Source organism: Paenibacillus radicis (ex Xue et al. 2023) (assembly GCF_024722015.1).
Classification (GTDB): domain Bacteria; phylum Bacillota; class Bacilli; order Paenibacillales; family NBRC-103111; genus Paenibacillus_S.
Genome location: NZ_JANQBD010000018.1, coordinates 108,754 through 126,799, shown reverse-complemented (window position 1 = coordinate 126,799; position 18,046 = coordinate 108,754). Strand labels below are relative to the sequence as shown.

Sequence of the window (18,046 nt, the reverse complement as noted above, 5' to 3'; positions counted from 1 at the left end):
CGGTCAAATCTCTTACAATTAAAACTCCTTGCGGGATAACAGCGAGGATAAGAAGGTTAACGCCAAGCCTTGGCCCCAGCCTTGAACCCGCTTATGAGCCACTCCCTTGTAGCCCTCCGCATCTCGCATGACAGCCGTTCCAGCAGATACGCCACCAACGGCCCCCTCTTCGGTTATCCGGTCCAAAATGCCTACAATAGACTTATTAACATATTTATTATACATTTTGCCGCTTGAAATGAGTGCTGCCGCGATTCCTGCTGACCCGGAGGTTTCCGTATAAGAGGTAGGATCATTCACAATCGTATGCCACAAGCCCGAATCAGCCTGAAGTCTGACCAACGCGCTCAGCTGATCACGCAAAGATCCTTCAATAATCATAAACGATGGATGCGTAACATGAATGTGCTTAAGCGCTCTCGCCATTGTGATTGCAGCCCAGGAATTGCCTCGCGCCCAGTAAATACCCGACATATGGCTTTGTGTCAAGTTATCCCAACCGTGATAGTAGAGGTTAGTCGCAGGGTCTTGCAGGAACTCCTCATGACCATGGTATTGCTTGATTCCATCCTCCAGATAATCCTCACGGTTCAGCATGGTTCCGATTCGAACTAGGAAATACCCGGCCATAAACATCGTATCAACCCAAGCCTGCTCCGGAAAATTGTAGTCCTCCGAGTTGACCGTATGCTGGAAGATGCCATCTGCAAACCGCTCTGCATCATTTTTCAGGAAATCTGCCATTTGAACGGCATAATCGATATATTTCTCTTCTCCAGTTGCTTTATATAAGCTTAGCAGTGAATGTCCGATGGATACTCCATTAACGGTCAGTTTAGGCAACCCATCTTCCAGCTGTTCATCGACCCAAGCTTTTAGCAGCTCCAAATATTCCTTTTTTCCCGTTGCTTCATAGGCTTCTGTAACTCCGTAGAAAGCTACGCCACCCGGCCAATCCCAGTTAAAGTCCATTTGAAAAGTTCGATGTACTACTTTATCAATAACTGCACGGATTTCATTTTCATCAAATTGTAGTGCTGGCATGTCTAACTCTCCCCCTAAAGTTTCCCTGTTCATCTATCATTAACCTTTCAAACCGCTGGTGCTGATGCCTTCCACAATAAACTTCTGGAATATAAAGAATACGATGATAATCGGCAGCAGCGAAGCTGTTGACATCGCGAACATCCCGCCCCAGTTATTAAGTGAATCACCATCAAGAAATAATTTCAATGCAAGCGATACCGGATACAGTGATGGTTTGCTTAAGTAAAGCAGCGGATTGATGAAATCATCCCACTTCCAATAAAACGAGAAAATCGTAGATGTAACCAATGAAGGTACAATTAACGGAACGATGATTCTGAAAAAGATGGAGTACTTATTGCATCCGTCTATTTTAGCTGCCTCATCCATTTCATGTGGAATCGTTCGGATAAACTGCATAATCAGAAAGATAAAGAACGGATATCCGAAAAAGCTGGGAATAATAATGGGCTTAAACGATGACAACCAGCCAAGCTTGGCGAACATAACATACTGCGGGATGATTGTAACGTCATGCGGCAGCATCATCGTCATCATTACACAACCGAACCAAAAGCCCTTTCCTTTGAAAGGAATTCTTGCTAATCCATACGCTACCAGAGCGGAAGACGCAACTGCGCCTATAGTAGATAAAATAACGATAATGAACGAGTTTTTGAAAAAGGTTCCGAATGTGTTGCCAGCAAAGCCTTTCCAACCCGTAACATAGTTATTAAATTCCAAACGGCTTGGAATCAAGCTGTAGGCTGTAGAAAAAATCTCGCTATTAGGCTTCAGAGAGCTGGCGGCTAGCCATAAAATCGGGTAAAGCATCACGAGAGCTAAGCCGCCTACCATCAAGTGGTAAAGGAATGATTTGATTTGACGGTTACCGAATGTCATGCTACTTCGCCTCCTTAGACTCATAATGAACCCAATACGTAGATGTTTTGAAAATAACCAGAGCTATAACTCCAACGATGATCAACATGATCCAGGCCATCGCGGATGCGTATCCCATTTCGAAAAATACAAAAGCTCTGCGGTATAAGTAAAGAGAATATAATAATGTATTATCCAGCGGTCCGCCTTCGCCCCGGGAGATGATATAGGCCGGAGTAAAAGTCATAAAAGCCGAAATAGTTTGCATGATGAGATTAAACAAAATGATTGGGCTTAGCAAAGGCAATGTGATTTTGAAAAAACGCTGCCATGCATTGGCACCATCTACTCCTGCAGCTTCATAGTACGAGATTGGTATGTTTTTCAAGCCTGCCAGGAATATGAGCATGGACGAACCGAATTGCCATACAGATAACGCTATTAGAGTCCATAAAGCCGTACCAGGACTACCTATCCATGAGGTATCCGTATGAATACCAATCAAGCTCAATGAAGAATTTAAAAGTCCTTTATCTCCAAAAATTTGTGTCCACATTATGGAAACCGCGACACTGCCTCCAATTAGTGAGGGTAGGTAGTATGCAGAGCGATAAACACCAATGCCGCTAATAGCTTTGTTGAGAAGCATCGCTACAATAAGAGCAAAACCCAAACGAAGTGGAACGCTTGCAAATACATAGGTGAAAGTCACCTCGAAGGACTTCCATATCTTTTCATCATCCAAAAATATTTTTTCATAATTAGACAACCCGACCCATCTCGGAGACTCCATCAAGTTGTATTCCGTAAATGAGTAAAATAAAGAGGACAAGATCGGATACAATGTGAAAATAAGAAAACCTAGTATAAATGGTGCGGCGAACACGTAACCTACCACATTATCGTTTTCCCGTAGCTTCATGACTTTCAACTCCTCATGCAAGTAGTGTACGATTAATATTCCTTACCTTATCTTCTTTTATTTATTATAAAGATTCCTGATAGTATAGGAAGGCAAAAAACCGTTCATTTTGTTCAAAAAACCGACTCTCACCTTTTCCTTTGTAATAGGATTAAAAAAGGGTTGGAAGCAACATATAAATGCTGTTCCAACCCTGTTAACGCTTACTTTTTGTTTTTAACAAGAATGGCGTTTGCTTCTTTCCTGAACTTAGCTGCACCGTCTTCAACAGAAATTTTCTTGTAAAGAATTTGTTCACTTATATCCTGCAACGACTTCATAACCTCAACCGAACCTACAGGATATGGAGGATCGTTCGGACTGCTGTTCTTTTCCGCCCAAGCGACATAATCAAAGACTTTAGTTTCTTCCGGCTTCAGCAGAGGCTTAAGACCTTCCTGCATCTTAGAGTTGATCGGAACACCGCGCTCACCCTTCATAATCTTATGAGCTTCAATATCGTTGATGAAGAAGTTGACGAATTTAATCGCTTCTTCTTTATTTTTGGAGTTTTTGGTCACAGATAGACCCTGACTGGACTTCAAGAAAAGACCCTTATTGCCGTTGGGCCCTGGAGGAGGCACTATATCCGTCGGACGTTTGGCGGCTGCAGTCCAAGCAATATATTGATTGGACCATGAGAAGGTCGCAGCTGCATTTCCAAGTACCATTTCGTCATCTTCCGGTGTCAGCTTTTTCTGCGCCATTTTGTCTAACGTTAGCACATAACCGGCGTCGTACCATTTTTGGTATCGTTTAAAGTAATCAACAAATGCTTTGTCATCGGTATATCCGAGGCTTGCACCGTCGTCCGTGTACATTTTTGAACCCACTGTCCGCAAATAGTAAGGGAAGAAGGTTTTGACATCCAGTCGATCCCCCAGCAGCTTACCGTTTGCCTTCAGCTTTGCTGCCATAGCTTCCATGTCATCCCATGTCCAGTCTTTTGCGGGCATAGGGACACCGGCACTCTTCAACATTTCGGTATCTATAGTCGGACCCATCGCGTTTACACCTAAAGTAATTTGGTACTGCTTGCCATCGTATTCTCCAATCTTCAGAAAGCCTGGAGCTATATTGGTCTTATCCAGAGAGCCTTTCTCCATATAAGGCCGCAAATCTTCCAGCTGGCCTCTACCGCCAAATTGGCTGATGTAAGCGTCATCCATTTGAATGATATCAGGCAAATCATTAGCTGCAGCTTGGGGTGCAAGTTTCTTCCAGTAGTCATCAAATGCAGCGTATTCGGCTTCGAACTTAACATTTGGATTTTTTTGCTGGTACAGCTCTAGAATTTTTAAAGTATAATCATGGCGGGCTTGACCGCCCCACCACGCGATACGTAATGTTACTGGTTTAGCTGCTGCTCCCGCCGTTTCTGGTTTTTTAGCGGTAGCATCTCCGCCTGCCGCTGGAGCTGGAGTAGACGCTCCACCGCAGCCTGCAGCGGTCAATAGCAAAGATGCCGATACCATTAATGTTAGCGCTTTCTTCATTTCTAACGCCTCCCCTTATTGTCTGAAAATGAACTGGTTACTCTATTTATTATCCACTTCCCCAATTAAAAAAGAAGTTAAAAATCCGTCTTTTTTGTTCAAAAATCAGACTATTCACAAAACACTGATTTTTCAATCATTTATTGGAAATCTTCTAGTTGAAGGTGACGATTAGAAAAAAAAGATCAGAGCACCCGCGAGGGCATTCTGATCTTCAGGACTTACTTTTTATTTTTCGCAAGAATGGCGTTGGCATCCTTACGGAACTTGACCGCAGCATCTTCAACTGTAATTTTTTTGTATAGAATCTGCTCACTTAAATCCTTCAGCAGCTTCTCAACTTCAACGGAACCAACAGGATTCGGAGGATCGGACGGGCTGCTGTTAGATTCTGCCCATGCTACATAATCAAATACTTTAGCTTCTTCAGGCTTAAGAGTCGGCTTCAAAGCTTCCTTAACTTTGGAAGAAATAGGCACACCGCGCTCGCCTTTAATAATTTGGTTAGCTTCGATATCATTAACGAAGAAATTAATAAATTTCGCCGCTTCTTCTTTTTGCTTGGAATTTTTGGTTACAGAGAAGCCCATACTCGCTTTCAAGAACAGACCCTTCTTAACATTCGGACCTGGAATCGGAATCAGCTCAGTTGGACGTTTGGCTGCTGCCGTCCAAGCTACATATTGATTGGACCAAGAGAAGGAGCCGAATGAGTTGCCAAGCACCATCTCATCATCCTCCGGTGTAGATTTCTTCTGCGCCAGCTTATCGAGGGTCAGAAAATATCCGGCATCGTACATTCTTTGATAGCGCTTATAATAATCAATGAATGGTTTATCGTCGGTATAGCCCAAACTTGCCCCGTCGGCTGCATACAACTTCTGATCCACCGTGCGCAGATAGTAGTTGAAGAAAACTTCATAACGCAAGTAGTCAGCCAGCAGCTTGCCGCTTGATTTCAACTGTTTACCCAATGCTTCCATATCATCCCAAGTCCAATCCTTGGAAGGCATAGTCGCACCGGCTTTTTTCACAAGCTCAGGGTCTACCGTTGTACTCAAAGCGTTAACGCCTAAAGTAATCTGATACAGATTGCCGTTCAATTCCCCTGTGCTCAGAGTGTTAGGCGAAACTGCGCTTACATCAATCGTGTTATTTTTAGTATAAGGACGCAAATCTTCCAATTGATTTCTTCCGCCGTATTGACTCAAGTAAGAAAGGTCCATTTGGATAATATCCGGCATATCATTAGCAGCAGCTTGTGGTGCCAGCTTCTTCCAATAGTCATCAAAAGCTGCATATTCAGCTTCAATCTTGACGTTCGGATTTTTCTGCTGGTACAACTCAATTACCTTCAAGGTGTAGTCATGTCTTGCTTGTCCGCCCCACCATGCAATGCGCAGCTTAACAGGCTCTTTACTTCCTCCAGCAACCGTATCAGCAGGTTTTTGTGCTGTATTGCCGCCGGTTCCACCGCAACCTGCAGCAGTTAAAAGCAACGAAGCCGATAACATTAATGTTAAACCTTTCTTCATGTCTCTGATCCTCCCCTAGTTGTGATCTTTCGCAACTTCTGTCCTTATTATCCCCCTATCCGGAAAGAATATAAATTGAAAAAACCGTCATTCTTGTTAAAAAAACAGAGGATATTAATTCGATTTCATAAATTCAGAAGGCGTACAGCCTGTATATTTCTTAAACACCTGACTAAAATATTGGGGGTTATCCCCAAAGCCCAACTGCTCCGCCAGCTCAAAAATTTTAATATCGGACTTTTGTCCAATCAGTTCCGTCGCCTTGTTAATTCTTGCTTTCATCACGTAGTTGGAAAACTTTTCACCGGTCTCCTTTTTAAACAGCTTGCCTAAATAATCGGGATTCATATATAAAATTTGCTGCGCTACCCCATTAAGTGACAGTTCAGGATTGCCGAGATGCTCATTGATAATATCCACTACCTTGTTTACGATAGCCGAGTGTTTATTTCGGGTTTGCTCGTAATGGCTTACCGTAATTTGATGGGCTACTTCTTTGAAAAATGATTGAATCGCCTGTAATGTCTCCAAATCCATCAATGCTACCAGCTTGTCCATATAGTGATGAATCGAATCGGAATCTCCTAGACGAATCATGGCCATGTAGAGCTGAATAACATAGGATTTGGCCGTAGGAATGTTAGAGCGCAAGCCTGCAACCTTCTGAAAAAAGAGGTCGATCTCCTGGGACGCTTCCTCCCAATAGCCTGTTTTGATTTGCAGCATCAGATTATCCTCGTCAAACACAAGCTCGCCTATTTCGGGCTGCTCAACTCCAACGATATCACGCTTTGTAATTAAGCTGCCTTCTCCCAAATAAAACCGATAATTCAAACATTCCAAAGTTTGCTTATACAATACTCTTGCCCGTGTAATATCATCCGCTTCACTAAGGGCGATCGTAAGATCAATCTTGTAATACCGGAAAAAAGTTTCACGAATTAAGCTGATACAATCAAGCAATTCACTCACTGGCTCGGTATCCTCTACAACTATGAGCACTTGCTCCCCGACTGTGGAGCTTAACACCATTTTCTTCAATAAGTCCTCCGCAATATTTTTCACGGCAAACATATGCTCAAACTCAAAGTACCCTTCGAGCTGAAACAATATTAAACGAACCTTCCGGTTCTCAAGATCCATCTTAAACAGATTGCGATAATATTCCCAGTCTCGCTTGCCATACGTTTTATTCGTAACAAACTCCTTTAAGAACTGCTCCTTAACATGGGGAAGTATTTTCTCCAGCCCATATCTCATATTATCGACAAACTGCTCGCGCTGCTCCTCTTGCCCAAGCTCCTTGACAAGCTCTTGCAAAACCTCGACAATTTTATTTTCGTTGCATGGCTTCAATAAATATTGTTTAACTCCATAACGGATGGCGGAACGGGCATACTCGAATTCCCCAAAGCCCGACAGCAAAACCATTTTAATATTAGGGTAGTTTTCCGCGATTTTGGCAGCCAGCTGCAGGCCATCCATCCCTGGCATTTTAATATCGCTAATGATAATGTCAGGCGGGTCCAGTTGTACTTTATCATAAGCTTCAATCCCATTTCGGGCCGTCCCTATAAGCTTTGTCCCTGCTTTTGCCCAATTCACCACATTGGAAATACCTTCCAATATTATTCGTTCATCATCCACCAGCAGCACTTTATACATGTTGACTCCTCGTTTCATCCGGTATAATGACAGAAACCTTCGTACTTTTGCCTGGTTCGCTGTCCAATTGTAATCCGTAGCCTTCTCCAAAAGCAATAATGATGCGCTCTTCAATATTTTTCAGGCCGATTCCGCTGCCCCTTGTTCTAGCTTCTCCTCTTCTCACCTGATTCAGCAGCTCTTCCTCCATACCCGGCCCATTATCTTCAACGATCAGTAGAACACGCCCCGGCTCTCTATAAGCCCAAATGCGGATGAAGCAAGGCTCGATCATGGATTCCAGTGCGTAATGTATGGAGTTTTCGAGCAGCGGCTGCAAGGTGAGTTTAGGAAGCAGCAAGCCCTTCACCTCATCGGAAATATCCATTTCAAAAATTAAACGTTCTTCAAAACGGAATTTTTGGATCGTAATATAGTTCATCACGATTTCCATCTCTTCCCCAACTGTAATAAGCGTTTCTTTCAAGCTGATAGAGCTCCTTAGTAAGAAACCAAGCGATTCTACCATCCGGGAAATTTGCGGCTGTCCATTTGCTTTGGCCATCCAATTAATCGATTCAAGTGTATTGTATAAAAAATGCGGATTAATTTGGGCTTGCAACGCTTTAAACTGGGTTTCTTTGATCGTTAGCTGCTTGGCATAATTTTCGGTAATCAACTCATTAATTTGCTGTATCATGACACGGAAAGTGCGCTGAAGCTGTCCTACCTCATCCATCTGCACGTTAATCCAACCGGCCGTCTCCGCCTCCGCCAAGCGAAAGTCGCCCTTCTGAACCTGGCGCATCTGCCCCATTAATTCTTCTATGGGCCTGGTCAGGCTTCTTGAGAAATTAATAGCTAATGCCATGACCACAAGCAAGCTGGCTATAAAACCGACAAGCAAAATATTTTTCATCAAAATGATTTTCATAAAAATCTTGTCAAACGGTATCAAGCTAAGGTAGGTCCAGCCCAAATAACCCGATTTGATCTCTGTAAAAAAGTATTGCTTACCGTTAAACTCTTTAATCATATAACCTTGATGTGATGGGTTAAAACTCGTTACAGCAGTTTCGTCAGCTGTATTCGTATGGATTGGGAAAATGGTGTGACCGTTCGATGTAATACGGATTTCCCCATTTTTGAGCTCCGTACCAGATACGACATCCTCCACAATTTTATCGAATTTAATGCGCACTATGATCGTTCCGAGCCGATTCAGCTCCAAATTTTGATAAGACCGAATTTCCCGTGCTGCAATTACGTAGTTTTCATCCTGATCCGGCATGATCCACCGTGTTTCTCCCTGCCCGAGAGCCGATTCCTTGAGAATCATTTGTCTTTTGGAAGAATTGGAATTAATAATTTGACCTGCTTGAGACAATCCGTCCTGCGTATCCGTAACCTCTATGGAATTTATATATTTCTCATACCCAGCATACTGCACAAGCCTGTCCGTTATATAGGAGCGAATTCTGTATTTTTCAAATTCAGGCGTCGCTTGATTGATTTGCGGCAGCAGGTTCTGAACTTGCGCGTCAGTAACAATATTGAAGGTAAGCTTATCGATCTTCCTAAGCTCATTCTCAATCCCGCTGGACGATAAATTCAGCAGCTGCGATGATTTGGAATATAACTGCTCATCATAAATAGAGTAGGCATACTGAATGGAAAAATAAGTAGTTAAAAAGCATACTGCCATAATCAGCGAGATTAAAGCAAATACTCTATGTTTAATTCTCATGTTGTTATAGATCGATTTTAATGAAAAAGAAGCTCGTCTCATTATGCGGTATTCCCTCCACTATATGCTCAGATCGAGGATTAACGGCTAGGATAACCTCCAAGGAAGAGCATGTTTGTCTTTCTCCTCTATGTTACATGATCAGATCGTTTCAATCCAATAGCTGTCTGTCCCAGTTCTACCGCTCTAGTTTGGCATGCCAAATTGACATTGGTATGCCATATTCATCCTGCTCCTGCGGATCAGGAATGGAGTTCAAATCTCCCTTGCTTACAACTCCGCTTACTGCTAATACAAGCGCATCAACGAAGTCGTCCCGCGCCGCTGCGCTCCGGCGAAACTGAGTCATTGCCTGCTCTATGACTTTGTCTGCCGCCGGAAATAGTGTGAGCAAATAGTCCATTCGTTCGCGATAGCCTTCTTCTGTTTTTTTATTAAAGGTCATCGGGGCGCCGAATAACGTGGCAAAGCATACCTCGGGATGTGCCTCACGGAATTTACGGCATGCACCTTCCTCGGATCGAAGCAAGCTATCTGCCTCGCGGATTTTGGGTACCAAATGCCATGTTTGCTTCGAAAGCCCTCTCTCCCCCATTCGGCGATTGATCCCATTAGCTTCGGCATAGTCCGCGGCGTCCAATACTCCGCGAACCGGGGCGGGAAAAATACTGGACGTTCTAAGCGGTCTCAACAATTGTCGCGCCAGCAGATCACACCGCCGCTCTTCCCTTCCTTTCGACTTCAACCCCATTGGCATATCCAGCAGAAGCAGCTCTGCATCGCTAAGTTCCTGCCATAATGCGAAGAGAGAACTAAACAAATAGGTTTCGGCATGGCCGGACAAAGCCGACAAAGTTATGGCAATCCAGCCTCCTCTGCATCCATCAATTCCCCCATAGGTTGATCCACTTGTCATTTCTCAAAGCCCCTTTTATCCGCTTTTTTTCTTTCACTAGTTTGTGCATTGCCAGTATACAATGTGGAATTCACAGCCTGGTGGTGTTTGTCCGTTTCCCCGCGACTGCATCTAGCATCTACTATATCAGATTACAAGGAAAGGATGTGATAGTATGGCTCAAACAACTCGTATACAAACTGATTTGGTTACAATCAGATTTCGTAACGTTTCGGGTGCACGCTTCATCACAGGTTTCTGTGTCATAGGCAGCTCAAGCCCTTGTCAAGGCTTCCTAACCATTAACCGACGCGTAGGACCTGCCGCAAACTGCTTGCTCCGCAATGGCTTCGTGTTGATCGGAAGTTCCCGTAATGCCGTGGTGTATCAACGAAATCGTATCGTATAAATTCAGAGACAAGCAGCTTCGCAGCTGTACGTAACAAGAGCTCTCAATGGTTGACCACTGGTCAATCAACTCAAAGACCGGTCTCCCTAATGCAGGGACCGGTCTACTTTATTTAATTCCACTTTTGTGTAATGAACGGCTGTTCCTTAGTTTTAGTTTTATCGATCAATTAAATCCCGGCCATCCCATTCCTCATAAAACTGCTCCAAAAACCTCTCCATATAACTATGTCTGCTCTCAGCCATTCGTCTGCCGCTTTCCGTGTTCATCAGATCCTTGAGCTTCAACAGCTTCTCGTAAAAATGATTCACAGCCGTCGATTTTCCATGCCGATACTCCTCATTCGTCAGCGAGCTTCTCGATGGCTGCTCAGGATCATAGATCAAATCGCCTTTCCAGCCAGCATAAGCAAATGTTCTTGCAATTCCCATGGCTCCAAGCGCATCCAGCCGGTCTGCATCCTGAACTACCCGGGCCTCCTTCGTCGTAACAGGGGGATTATTTCCTCCCTTATACGACATAGTGCTTATGATCTGCATCACATGCTCTGCCGCTTCCTCATCTACGCCATGGCTGAATAGCCATTCCCGCACCTTGTTCAATCCAGCCTCCAACGAAGGATTAAGTTTCTCATCCGCTACATCATGCAGCAGGGCCGCCAGCTCACAGATGAATAAATCTGCCCCCTCCTCCTTCGCAAGAATAAGCGCTGTTCGGGTAACTCGTTCGATATGCCACCAATCATGACCACTGGAATCGCTTTCCAGTTGTTTTTTCACAAATACTTTTGCCTCATCTATCAGTCTGGATTTTTCCATGTTCACACTCCATTCTTCAGCTGCAGCAGCTTTCTATTTAAATGATGTATTTAATAGTATACGTTGAACCCACGTTCACCACAATCGGAACTGAGCTTCTTCAAGCGAAGTTACTTCATTTTATTCCGGTTAGGGTACAGTCATACAAGCAATGCGTCATCCCTCTACATATCATAAGCCATGCATATCTTCACGGGAAAATTACAAGGATAGGAAGTGAAAGTCGTGGCACAAGGCGTCGTGGACGTATATGTCTCGAAAGATCAGAGCGAAAATTCATTAATGCTGATAGCCAATTGTGGAGGCGGACTGCCAAACGACCTTCATCTTATTAGAGATGGAGCTAAGGTAACGCTTAAAAGAGGGGATATAGAGAAGAGTATCGTAGTAAATCATGAAATAGGCGCTGAATGTGCTTTTAACTATATAGAAATGGATACTAATACTGCGAAAACTTTCGGGCTTCAAGACGGCAGCCGAGTATTGCTAAATTATGATCCGGAGTCAAGGAATCTCCAGATTCAGCGCTTGACGAAAAGTCGAGCCAACGGGCTTCTCCTGCCTGATCCTCGCAAAACCCGTACTGGAGCTATCATCATCGGGTTTTCTCTCTTGAGCTTGTTGGGCATTCCGCATAAACCCGGCACCTCCATAACACTTCGGTTAAATTCGGTCAGCCAAAAAATGAAGGTTCTCGTTCCATCCAATGAGTTGGATAGCGACCTGCGTTTAGCCCCAAGTACGCTGCGTAAATTCGGACTTGTCCCCGGGAAATTTCTCACGCTGGAATACGACCAAACCTCCAAAACATTATCGGTCTTGAACACTTCAGCTATAGCTTCCAAACAGAGAAAATCCACTAGAATTAAACCCATAAAAGCGATAAAACCGGCAACGATGGAAAAACCAGTAAAAGCATCGGGAGCTCCCATGAAAATGAAGAAAGTGGGAAAAAGTATCGCACAAAAAATTTCAAAGAGATCAAACAGCGTAAAAATAACGGGAGCGTTGGCGATACTAGCTAAAAAAAATCGTATGGGAACATTAAAAACATTGACCAAAAACAGAAAACGAATATTATGAGCCCCTTGTCCACTATGAAATATCTCTCAGAGTCAAGACACAAGAAAAGACACTGTAAACAGAAAATTCTGTAACGGTGTCTTTATTATTTGGAAGCTCGATATTCCCAGAGCTGCAATGCCGCTCCGATCATCCCGCCCCAATTGCCATTGTACATATTAGAGTGAGTGACAATGGGGTTGGCATGGATGAGGAACAGCTTCAGCGGCTGAAGGATCGTCTTGCCTAGTCAAGCCAGCTTATCCAAATAAATGCTGCTTACAGGCTGTCTAAGTTGTAAAATGGTATTAAAAATCTTTTCTGGAGGCACTTAGTCATGGACATCAAAACGTTAACCCGTTACAGTTTGTCAAAAAAAGGATCATTTGAAGAATACCCTTTCGGTGCTGATGTTTTAGTAATCAAAGTGGCTTCAAAAATATATGCGCTGCTTACTGTACGAAATAATCAACAAAATATCAGCTTGAAATGTGATCCTTTTATAGCCGAAAGCTTAAGACAGCAGTACCCGTCTATTACTCCCGGCTATCACTTAAACAAAAGTCATTGGAATACAATTATTTTGGATGGTTCTGTTTCAGAGGCAGAATTATTAAAAATGATTGATCATTCCTACGAACTGGTTTTTAAAGGATTAAAAAAGTCAGAGAAGGAAGCCATTCTTCAGCAATTGTAGACTAAACTTATCTTTAATCTTTGAGTTTGACTTCAACCCCGGTTTTGAATGATTGTGTGGCCGCTTCAGCGATCTGCTGTGCCGCTTTGCCATCTTCTGCCGTAACAGACGGCGATTCACCCTGTAGTATGCAATCGATAAAATGCTTCATTTCTAGCTGATAAGCATCCTTGAAGCGCTCAGGAAAAGAAGGGACAATATCGTGGGTACTGCCTTTTAGTGTCAATATACGTAAATCATGATGCTGAAGCGAACCAATCTGTATAGTCCCTTCCGTTCCCACAACCTCACTGCGAATATCATACCCGTATAAGGCGTTGCGGCTCGCCTCCACATCCCCCGCCGCGCCCGAAGCAAACCGCAAATAGGTAAGCGACTGATCCGAATCATGCAGCTCCTCCATGAAGGAATGCACCAGAACAGCGCCATGTGCGGTTACAGAGTCCACCTCGGAGTTCATCAGGAACCTGGCAAGGTCATAATCGTGAATAGCCATATCGAGAAAAATCCCGCCGCTGCTGCGGATAAACTCGGCTGGAGGAGATGACGGGTCGCGTGATAACGCTTTAAAATATATCGGCTTACCGATATCCCCTGCAGCAATTCGTTTCTTGGCTGCGGCATAAGCCGGGTCGAAGCGGCGCATAAACCCGACCTGGCATTTAACATTGTACTTCGCAACGGTGAGAATCACATCATCGGCTTCTTCCAAATGCAGGGTCACCGGCTTTTCTACAAAAATCGATTTTCCGCATTGGGCTGCCTTTTTGATCAACTCTGCATGTGTGCCTGTCGGGGTAGCAATTACTACAGCATCAATATCCGTGCTTTCTAACACCTCATTCGGATTATCTGACCACCTCCCAACACCCAACTCCAGAGCTACTTGCTCAGCTCGCTGCAGATTAGCATCCACAACACATACAAGCTCCGCGCTGTTGATCCGTCCTGCCACGTTTTCTGCATGCCAATAGCCTAACCTCCCTAAACCAATCACCGCAACACGAACATTACCTTTCATCTTAACATCTCCACTCTAATGGAATAGACTGCTTAATCACTCATAGAAAGCGCTATCATCTTAATCAGATTATCATAATCCTTAAGGGTTGGATACACATCCTGTTCCTTATTCTCACTTCTACCTGGGCCTATGGCTTCGTTCAACCTTAGCCGCAGCGGCAGTAACCACCATAGTAAGGATCGCCCCATACATCGCTAATTCCATGTCATGCTGAGTGTCCCAGGGGTCTCCCTGCGTTCCAAGAAATAACGTGCCGATCTCGGGCGCAACCAGTAGAGCAACCCACATTTCAAACAGCTCATAAAAAGCTCCGCTCGCAAGCACCAGCACAACAGGCAGGGCATAATCCCATAATCCTTTTGGTCCCATCGATCTCACAATGAACTCCCTGATAGGATAAGCTAGGAGCAAGCCGTATGAAAAATGAACAACTCTATCGTATCCATCCCGTTCCGTATGAAACAGCTCCCGAATCCACGAGTCCAATGGTGTAGTGTGATACGAATAGTTAGCGCCAAAAGTATGCAATACAAGGAATACGACAATAAGAAGATAGGACATATTCGTAAAAGCAAACCGCCGATAGGTCCCTACCAATCCTGTAATCGTTGCAAAAATCAATAAATTTTCCAAAAACCAATTAAACCGGTTGTATGGCTCTATCGCCATTAATACCCAGAATAGTAAGTAAACCGCTAACAAAGCTTGCAGCATACGGTTGCTTCTAAACGGGCGTGTGAAATCATATAGACCATCTATCATTGTTGGTACCCCCTTTTTTAAAATCAGTGTACCAACACGCCCCATTTTCCATAAGTACTAAATTTGCATAGAACCAAACATTTGTTCTCATTTGGATCACGTAACAGACAAAAGGAAAAACGGAGACGCGAAAACGCGTAACTCCGTTGGTTTGGGTTCTATCAATATTGATCGTTTATTTCCTAATTACTTCAAGGGGCTCATGATGTCCATAAAAAGTTTTTTCTCTTTTTACCGGGGCTGTCCATTTCACAGCATTGGAGATGACACGATGGATATCTTTGTTGTGATAAGTAGGATAAGTCTCATGACCCGGCCGGAAATAAAAGATTTTGCCTTGACCGCGACGATAAGTGCAGCCACTGCGGAATATTTCCCCTCCCTCAAACCAGCTAACGAAAATCAATTCATCAGGCACAGGGATGTCAAAATGCTCCCCATACATTTCCTCCTCCGGCAAATCTATAAAGGGGCCGATTCCCTCAACAATCGGGTGAGAGGGATCAACTACCCAAAGCCGCTCCTTCTCATCCGCCTCTCTCCATAGAAGGTCGCAGGATGTACCCATCAGCTTGCGGAATAATTTCGAATGATGCCCTGAGTGCAGCACGATTAAGCCCATTCCTTCATGAACTCTTTTGCAAATACGATCGACAATGTTATCTTGAAACCCCTTATGATCAACATGCCCCCAATAAATGAGTACATCCGTATCATTCAGCACTTCTTCAGTCAATCCATGCTCAGGTTCGTTAAATGTGGCCGTTCTAAGCACAAGCCCATTCTGCTCAATCCCGTCGGCAATAGCTCCATGTATTCCTTTTGGATATATTTCGGCTACCTCCGGTTTCCTCTGCTCTTGCAGAAATTCATTCCAAATCGTTACTTTAATCATGCATTCAGCTCCTTTTTAAGTTAATAATGGATACCATTCCGTCAATTGCTTCTCGCAACGCCATCACTCGATGAATCAATAATCATTTGCATCACTTGTTGATTGCGGTAACCATCCATAAATGTTGGGAACAGAGGGGAATTGGATTGATTTTCTAAAGTGTCCACAAAGTCCTGAAGCATCAGTTTCATATTCCCCGCATCCAGGTGAACGATTTTATCAATCCGCTCCAAGTTTTCTCCATTTCTAACACTCAAATGAACTTCATTCGGTTTTTCAACGGAAATTCTAACGGTTCCCAAATCACCAAACAAAGTTATATTAAACTGATTATCCGTTCCAATTGCATTCTTATGCGTATAAAATGTGCCCATTACACCTCCAGCAAGCACACATTGGAATCCAGCAAAATCATCAACATCTACTTTAACGAGCTGATTAGTTCTTGGATCCACACGATGATCGATAAAGGTACTCATCATGCCACTCACCCTGGTAAACTCTCCTACAAAAAAACGGGCCGCATCCACCATATGAGATCCAATATCAGCTAAAATACCTGTACCCGCGACTTCTTTGCTAAATCTCCAAGTATATTCATGGTTAAACATGGGGGCATTTTCCTCTTGTAAATAGTGGGCTGCAATATGCCGTATTTGACCTAGCGCCCCTTGCTCCACAAGCTCTTTAACATATTGAAAGCAGGGTCTGTAGCGATATGAAAAACCAATCATACAAGAAATCGGATTTTTCTCATATAAGGCTAACAACTCATCCGCCTCCTCCATCGTTCGTGTGAAGGGCTTTTCCGAAACGATTGGTTTACTGAATTCAATAGCGCATTTTAATATGTCAGCATGATATTTATTGGAAACACCTGATATTACAAAATCGATGTCAGGATCAGCGATAAGCTCCTTGAAATCGCTGTACCTTTTGTCGGAAGCCAAGCTTAAACGGTCACCCACTTGTTCAACTGCTTGCGTATTCACATCACAAATGGCGGCAACCCTTGTATTTGCGAGCTTCGACAGATTGTTCATATGATAATCGCCGATTCCCCCAAGCCCAATAATGCCAACGTTCCATATTTTTCTACTCATTTTATCCTCCTTAAAGTGAGTTTCGCTATAGCGAAACTTTCTTCGTAAGCATTTGCTCAGGAAATGGATGAACAAGAATCTCTTTCTATTATTTTGCTTTCCACCCATATATTTTCCGGGAAATATCCTGGCAGCACATCTAATTTGTGCATTAACATTTTGACAGCTTGAACCCCCAGCTCCGAGGGCTGCAAATCCATGCTTGTTAAAGAAGGGTTCGATTGATACATCATGGATAGATCTCCGCATATTACAAATAAAGACACATCTTCTGGCACCCTAAGCTCCAGATCCTTGATAGCATTCATTACGCTAAATGCAGTGCGGTCATCATCTGCGATAATAGCCGTTACTTTTTTCTCAAACTTGCCTAGTGTTCGTATCGTCTCTTCATATCCGTAATCCATATATTCACTGGAAAGTATAGCAGGCTTATGATGAATCATGTGTTCTTCCAGCTCGATATGATAATCCTCCATTGCCTTTATGAAGCCCGCTTTTCTATCAATCGATACGGTCATAAGCTCGTTTGCATTTAAAAACATAATGTTCCTATGGCCCTTGTCTATCAAATATTTGCATATGGAATAAATAATCATCAAATTATCACTATCCACACTCGATGTGTGATTTATATTGGCATTCATTACCCGACCGACTGTGACGAATGGAATTTGTCCTTGATGCATAAGGTTGATTCGCTCATCATCAATGGCAGGACTCATGACAATCGCACCATCAATTGGATAACTCGACAGGAATGGTGTTTTTACTTTTTGCACAGGAATCATATCAAGTAAAACCCTGTATCCGTAGTAGGCAGCCTCTAATATAACTCCGTTAATAAATTGATTGTGAAACGCGCTAAAGAAGAAGTTTCCATGAGGGATCGTTAACCCGATAGCCATTGTTTTCTTGGTCACCAAGCTGCGCGCAATATGATTAGGCACGTAATTCAATTGACGGGAAACCTTCATAACCCTGTCTGTTACTTCTTGGCTCGTACGTCTTTTTTGGCTAAAAACATTGGATACGGTCCCTTTTGAGACTTTCGCCAATCTGGCAACATCATCAATTTTGGCCATCCCTT

The 18,046-nt window shown here is 43.5% G+C and carries 18 protein-coding genes; 4 read left to right on the top strand and 14 right to left on the bottom strand.

Annotated features, from left to right (window positions below; translation table 11 throughout):
• Positions 1 to 18: 18 nt before the first annotated feature.
• The 8 genes from NV381_RS23575 to NV381_RS23540 form a co-directional block, all read right to left on the bottom strand.
• Positions 19 to 1,044: a glycoside hydrolase family 88 protein gene (locus NV381_RS23575; RefSeq protein WP_258215740.1), complete on the bottom strand. Its 1,026-nt coding sequence runs from the start codon at positions 1,042 to 1,044 to the stop codon at positions 19 to 21.
• A gap of 39 nt (positions 1,045 to 1,083) precedes the next feature.
• Positions 1,084 to 1,929 carry a carbohydrate ABC transporter permease gene (locus NV381_RS23570; protein WP_258215739.1) on the bottom strand — a complete coding sequence of 282 codons (846 nt, stop codon included), beginning with the start codon at positions 1,927 to 1,929 and terminating at the stop codon, positions 1,084 to 1,086.
• A 1-nt stretch (position 1,930) separates the two neighbouring features.
• Positions 1,931 to 2,830, bottom strand: coding sequence for a carbohydrate ABC transporter permease (locus NV381_RS23565; protein WP_258215738.1), 900 nt, complete (start codon positions 2,828 to 2,830; stop codon positions 1,931 to 1,933).
• A 203-nt stretch (positions 2,831 to 3,033) separates the two neighbouring features.
• The gene (locus NV381_RS23560; RefSeq protein WP_258215737.1) at positions 3,034 to 4,365 is read right to left on the bottom strand and encodes an ABC transporter substrate-binding protein; all 1,332 of its coding nucleotides are present in this window, start codon (positions 4,363 to 4,365) and stop codon (positions 3,034 to 3,036) included.
• A 221-nt stretch (positions 4,366 to 4,586) separates the two neighbouring features.
• Positions 4,587 to 5,900 carry an ABC transporter substrate-binding protein gene (locus NV381_RS23555; protein ID WP_258215736.1) on the bottom strand — a complete coding sequence of 438 codons (1,314 nt, stop codon included), beginning with the start codon at positions 5,898 to 5,900 and terminating at the stop codon, positions 4,587 to 4,589.
• A 114-nt stretch (positions 5,901 to 6,014) separates the two neighbouring features.
• Positions 6,015 to 7,565, bottom strand: coding sequence for a response regulator transcription factor (locus tag NV381_RS23550; protein WP_258215735.1), 1,551 nt, complete (start codon positions 7,563 to 7,565; stop codon positions 6,015 to 6,017).
• Positions 7,558 to 9,333 (bottom strand): sensor histidine kinase, encoded by a 1,776-nt coding sequence (locus NV381_RS23545; RefSeq protein WP_258215734.1) that lies wholly within the window; start codon positions 9,331 to 9,333, stop codon positions 7,558 to 7,560. The genes NV381_RS23550 and NV381_RS23545 overlap by 8 nt, the downstream gene beginning before the upstream one ends.
• Positions 9,334 to 9,469: 136 nt before the next feature.
• A complete protein-coding gene (locus tag NV381_RS23540) occupies positions 9,470 to 10,207 on the bottom strand; it encodes a DUF429 domain-containing protein (protein ID WP_258215733.1) in 738 nt (245 codons plus the stop codon).
• A 154-nt stretch (positions 10,208 to 10,361) separates the two neighbouring features.
• On the opposite strand from NV381_RS23540, the gene NV381_RS23535 reads away from it, so the two are divergent.
• Positions 10,362 to 10,595 (top strand): hypothetical protein, encoded by a 234-nt coding sequence (locus NV381_RS23535; RefSeq protein WP_258215732.1) that lies wholly within the window; start codon positions 10,362 to 10,364, stop codon positions 10,593 to 10,595.
• 158 nt (positions 10,596 to 10,753) lie between these two features.
• Here the strand turns inward: NV381_RS23535 and NV381_RS23530 are convergent, their stop codons facing one another.
• Complete coding sequence (locus NV381_RS23530) at positions 10,754 to 11,413, bottom strand: HD domain-containing protein (RefSeq protein WP_258215731.1); 660 nt, start codon at positions 11,411 to 11,413, stop codon at positions 10,754 to 10,756.
• Between the two features lie 225 nt (positions 11,414 to 11,638).
• On the opposite strand from NV381_RS23530, the gene NV381_RS23525 reads away from it, so the two are divergent.
• The 3 genes from NV381_RS23525 to NV381_RS23515 all read left to right on the top strand — a co-directional run bounded on the left by NV381_RS23525 (position 11,639) and on the right by NV381_RS23515 (position 13,172).
• Positions 11,639 to 12,496, top strand: coding sequence for a hypothetical protein (locus NV381_RS23525; protein ID WP_258215730.1), 858 nt, complete (start codon positions 11,639 to 11,641; stop codon positions 12,494 to 12,496).
• Positions 12,497 to 12,572: 76 nt separating this feature from the next.
• Positions 12,573 to 12,725, top strand: a complete 153-nt coding sequence (locus NV381_RS23520) for an ATP-binding protein (RefSeq protein WP_258215729.1) — start codon at positions 12,573 to 12,575, stop codon at positions 12,723 to 12,725.
• Between the two features lie 87 nt (positions 12,726 to 12,812).
• Positions 12,813 to 13,172, top strand: coding sequence for an MmcQ/YjbR family DNA-binding protein (locus NV381_RS23515; protein WP_258215728.1), 360 nt, complete (start codon positions 12,813 to 12,815; stop codon positions 13,170 to 13,172).
• 13 nt (positions 13,173 to 13,185) lie between these two features.
• Here the strand turns inward: NV381_RS23515 and iolG are convergent, their stop codons facing one another.
• The 5 genes from iolG to NV381_RS23490 all read right to left on the bottom strand — a co-directional run bounded on the left by iolG (position 13,186) and on the right by NV381_RS23490 (position 18,041).
• The gene (iolG, locus tag NV381_RS23510; RefSeq protein WP_258215727.1) at positions 13,186 to 14,193 is read right to left on the bottom strand and encodes an inositol 2-dehydrogenase; all 1,008 of its coding nucleotides are present in this window, start codon (positions 14,191 to 14,193) and stop codon (positions 13,186 to 13,188) included.
• Positions 14,194 to 14,313: 120 nt separating this feature from the next.
• Positions 14,314 to 14,958 (bottom strand): DUF2238 domain-containing protein, encoded by a 645-nt coding sequence (locus NV381_RS23505; protein WP_258215726.1) that lies wholly within the window; start codon positions 14,956 to 14,958, stop codon positions 14,314 to 14,316.
• 175 nt (positions 14,959 to 15,133) lie between these two features.
• Positions 15,134 to 15,853 (bottom strand): ThuA domain-containing protein, encoded by a 720-nt coding sequence (locus NV381_RS23500; RefSeq protein ID WP_258215725.1) that lies wholly within the window; start codon positions 15,851 to 15,853, stop codon positions 15,134 to 15,136.
• Between the two features lie 41 nt (positions 15,854 to 15,894).
• Entirely contained in the window at positions 15,895 to 16,956 is a 1,062-nt protein-coding gene (locus NV381_RS23495) for a Gfo/Idh/MocA family protein (protein WP_258215724.1), read from the bottom strand.
• 56 nt (positions 16,957 to 17,012) lie between these two features.
• Positions 17,013 to 18,041, bottom strand: a complete 1,029-nt coding sequence (locus NV381_RS23490; RefSeq protein ID WP_258215723.1) for a LacI family DNA-binding transcriptional regulator — start codon at positions 18,039 to 18,041, stop codon at positions 17,013 to 17,015.
• Between the last annotated feature and the right edge of the window lie 5 nt (positions 18,042 to 18,046).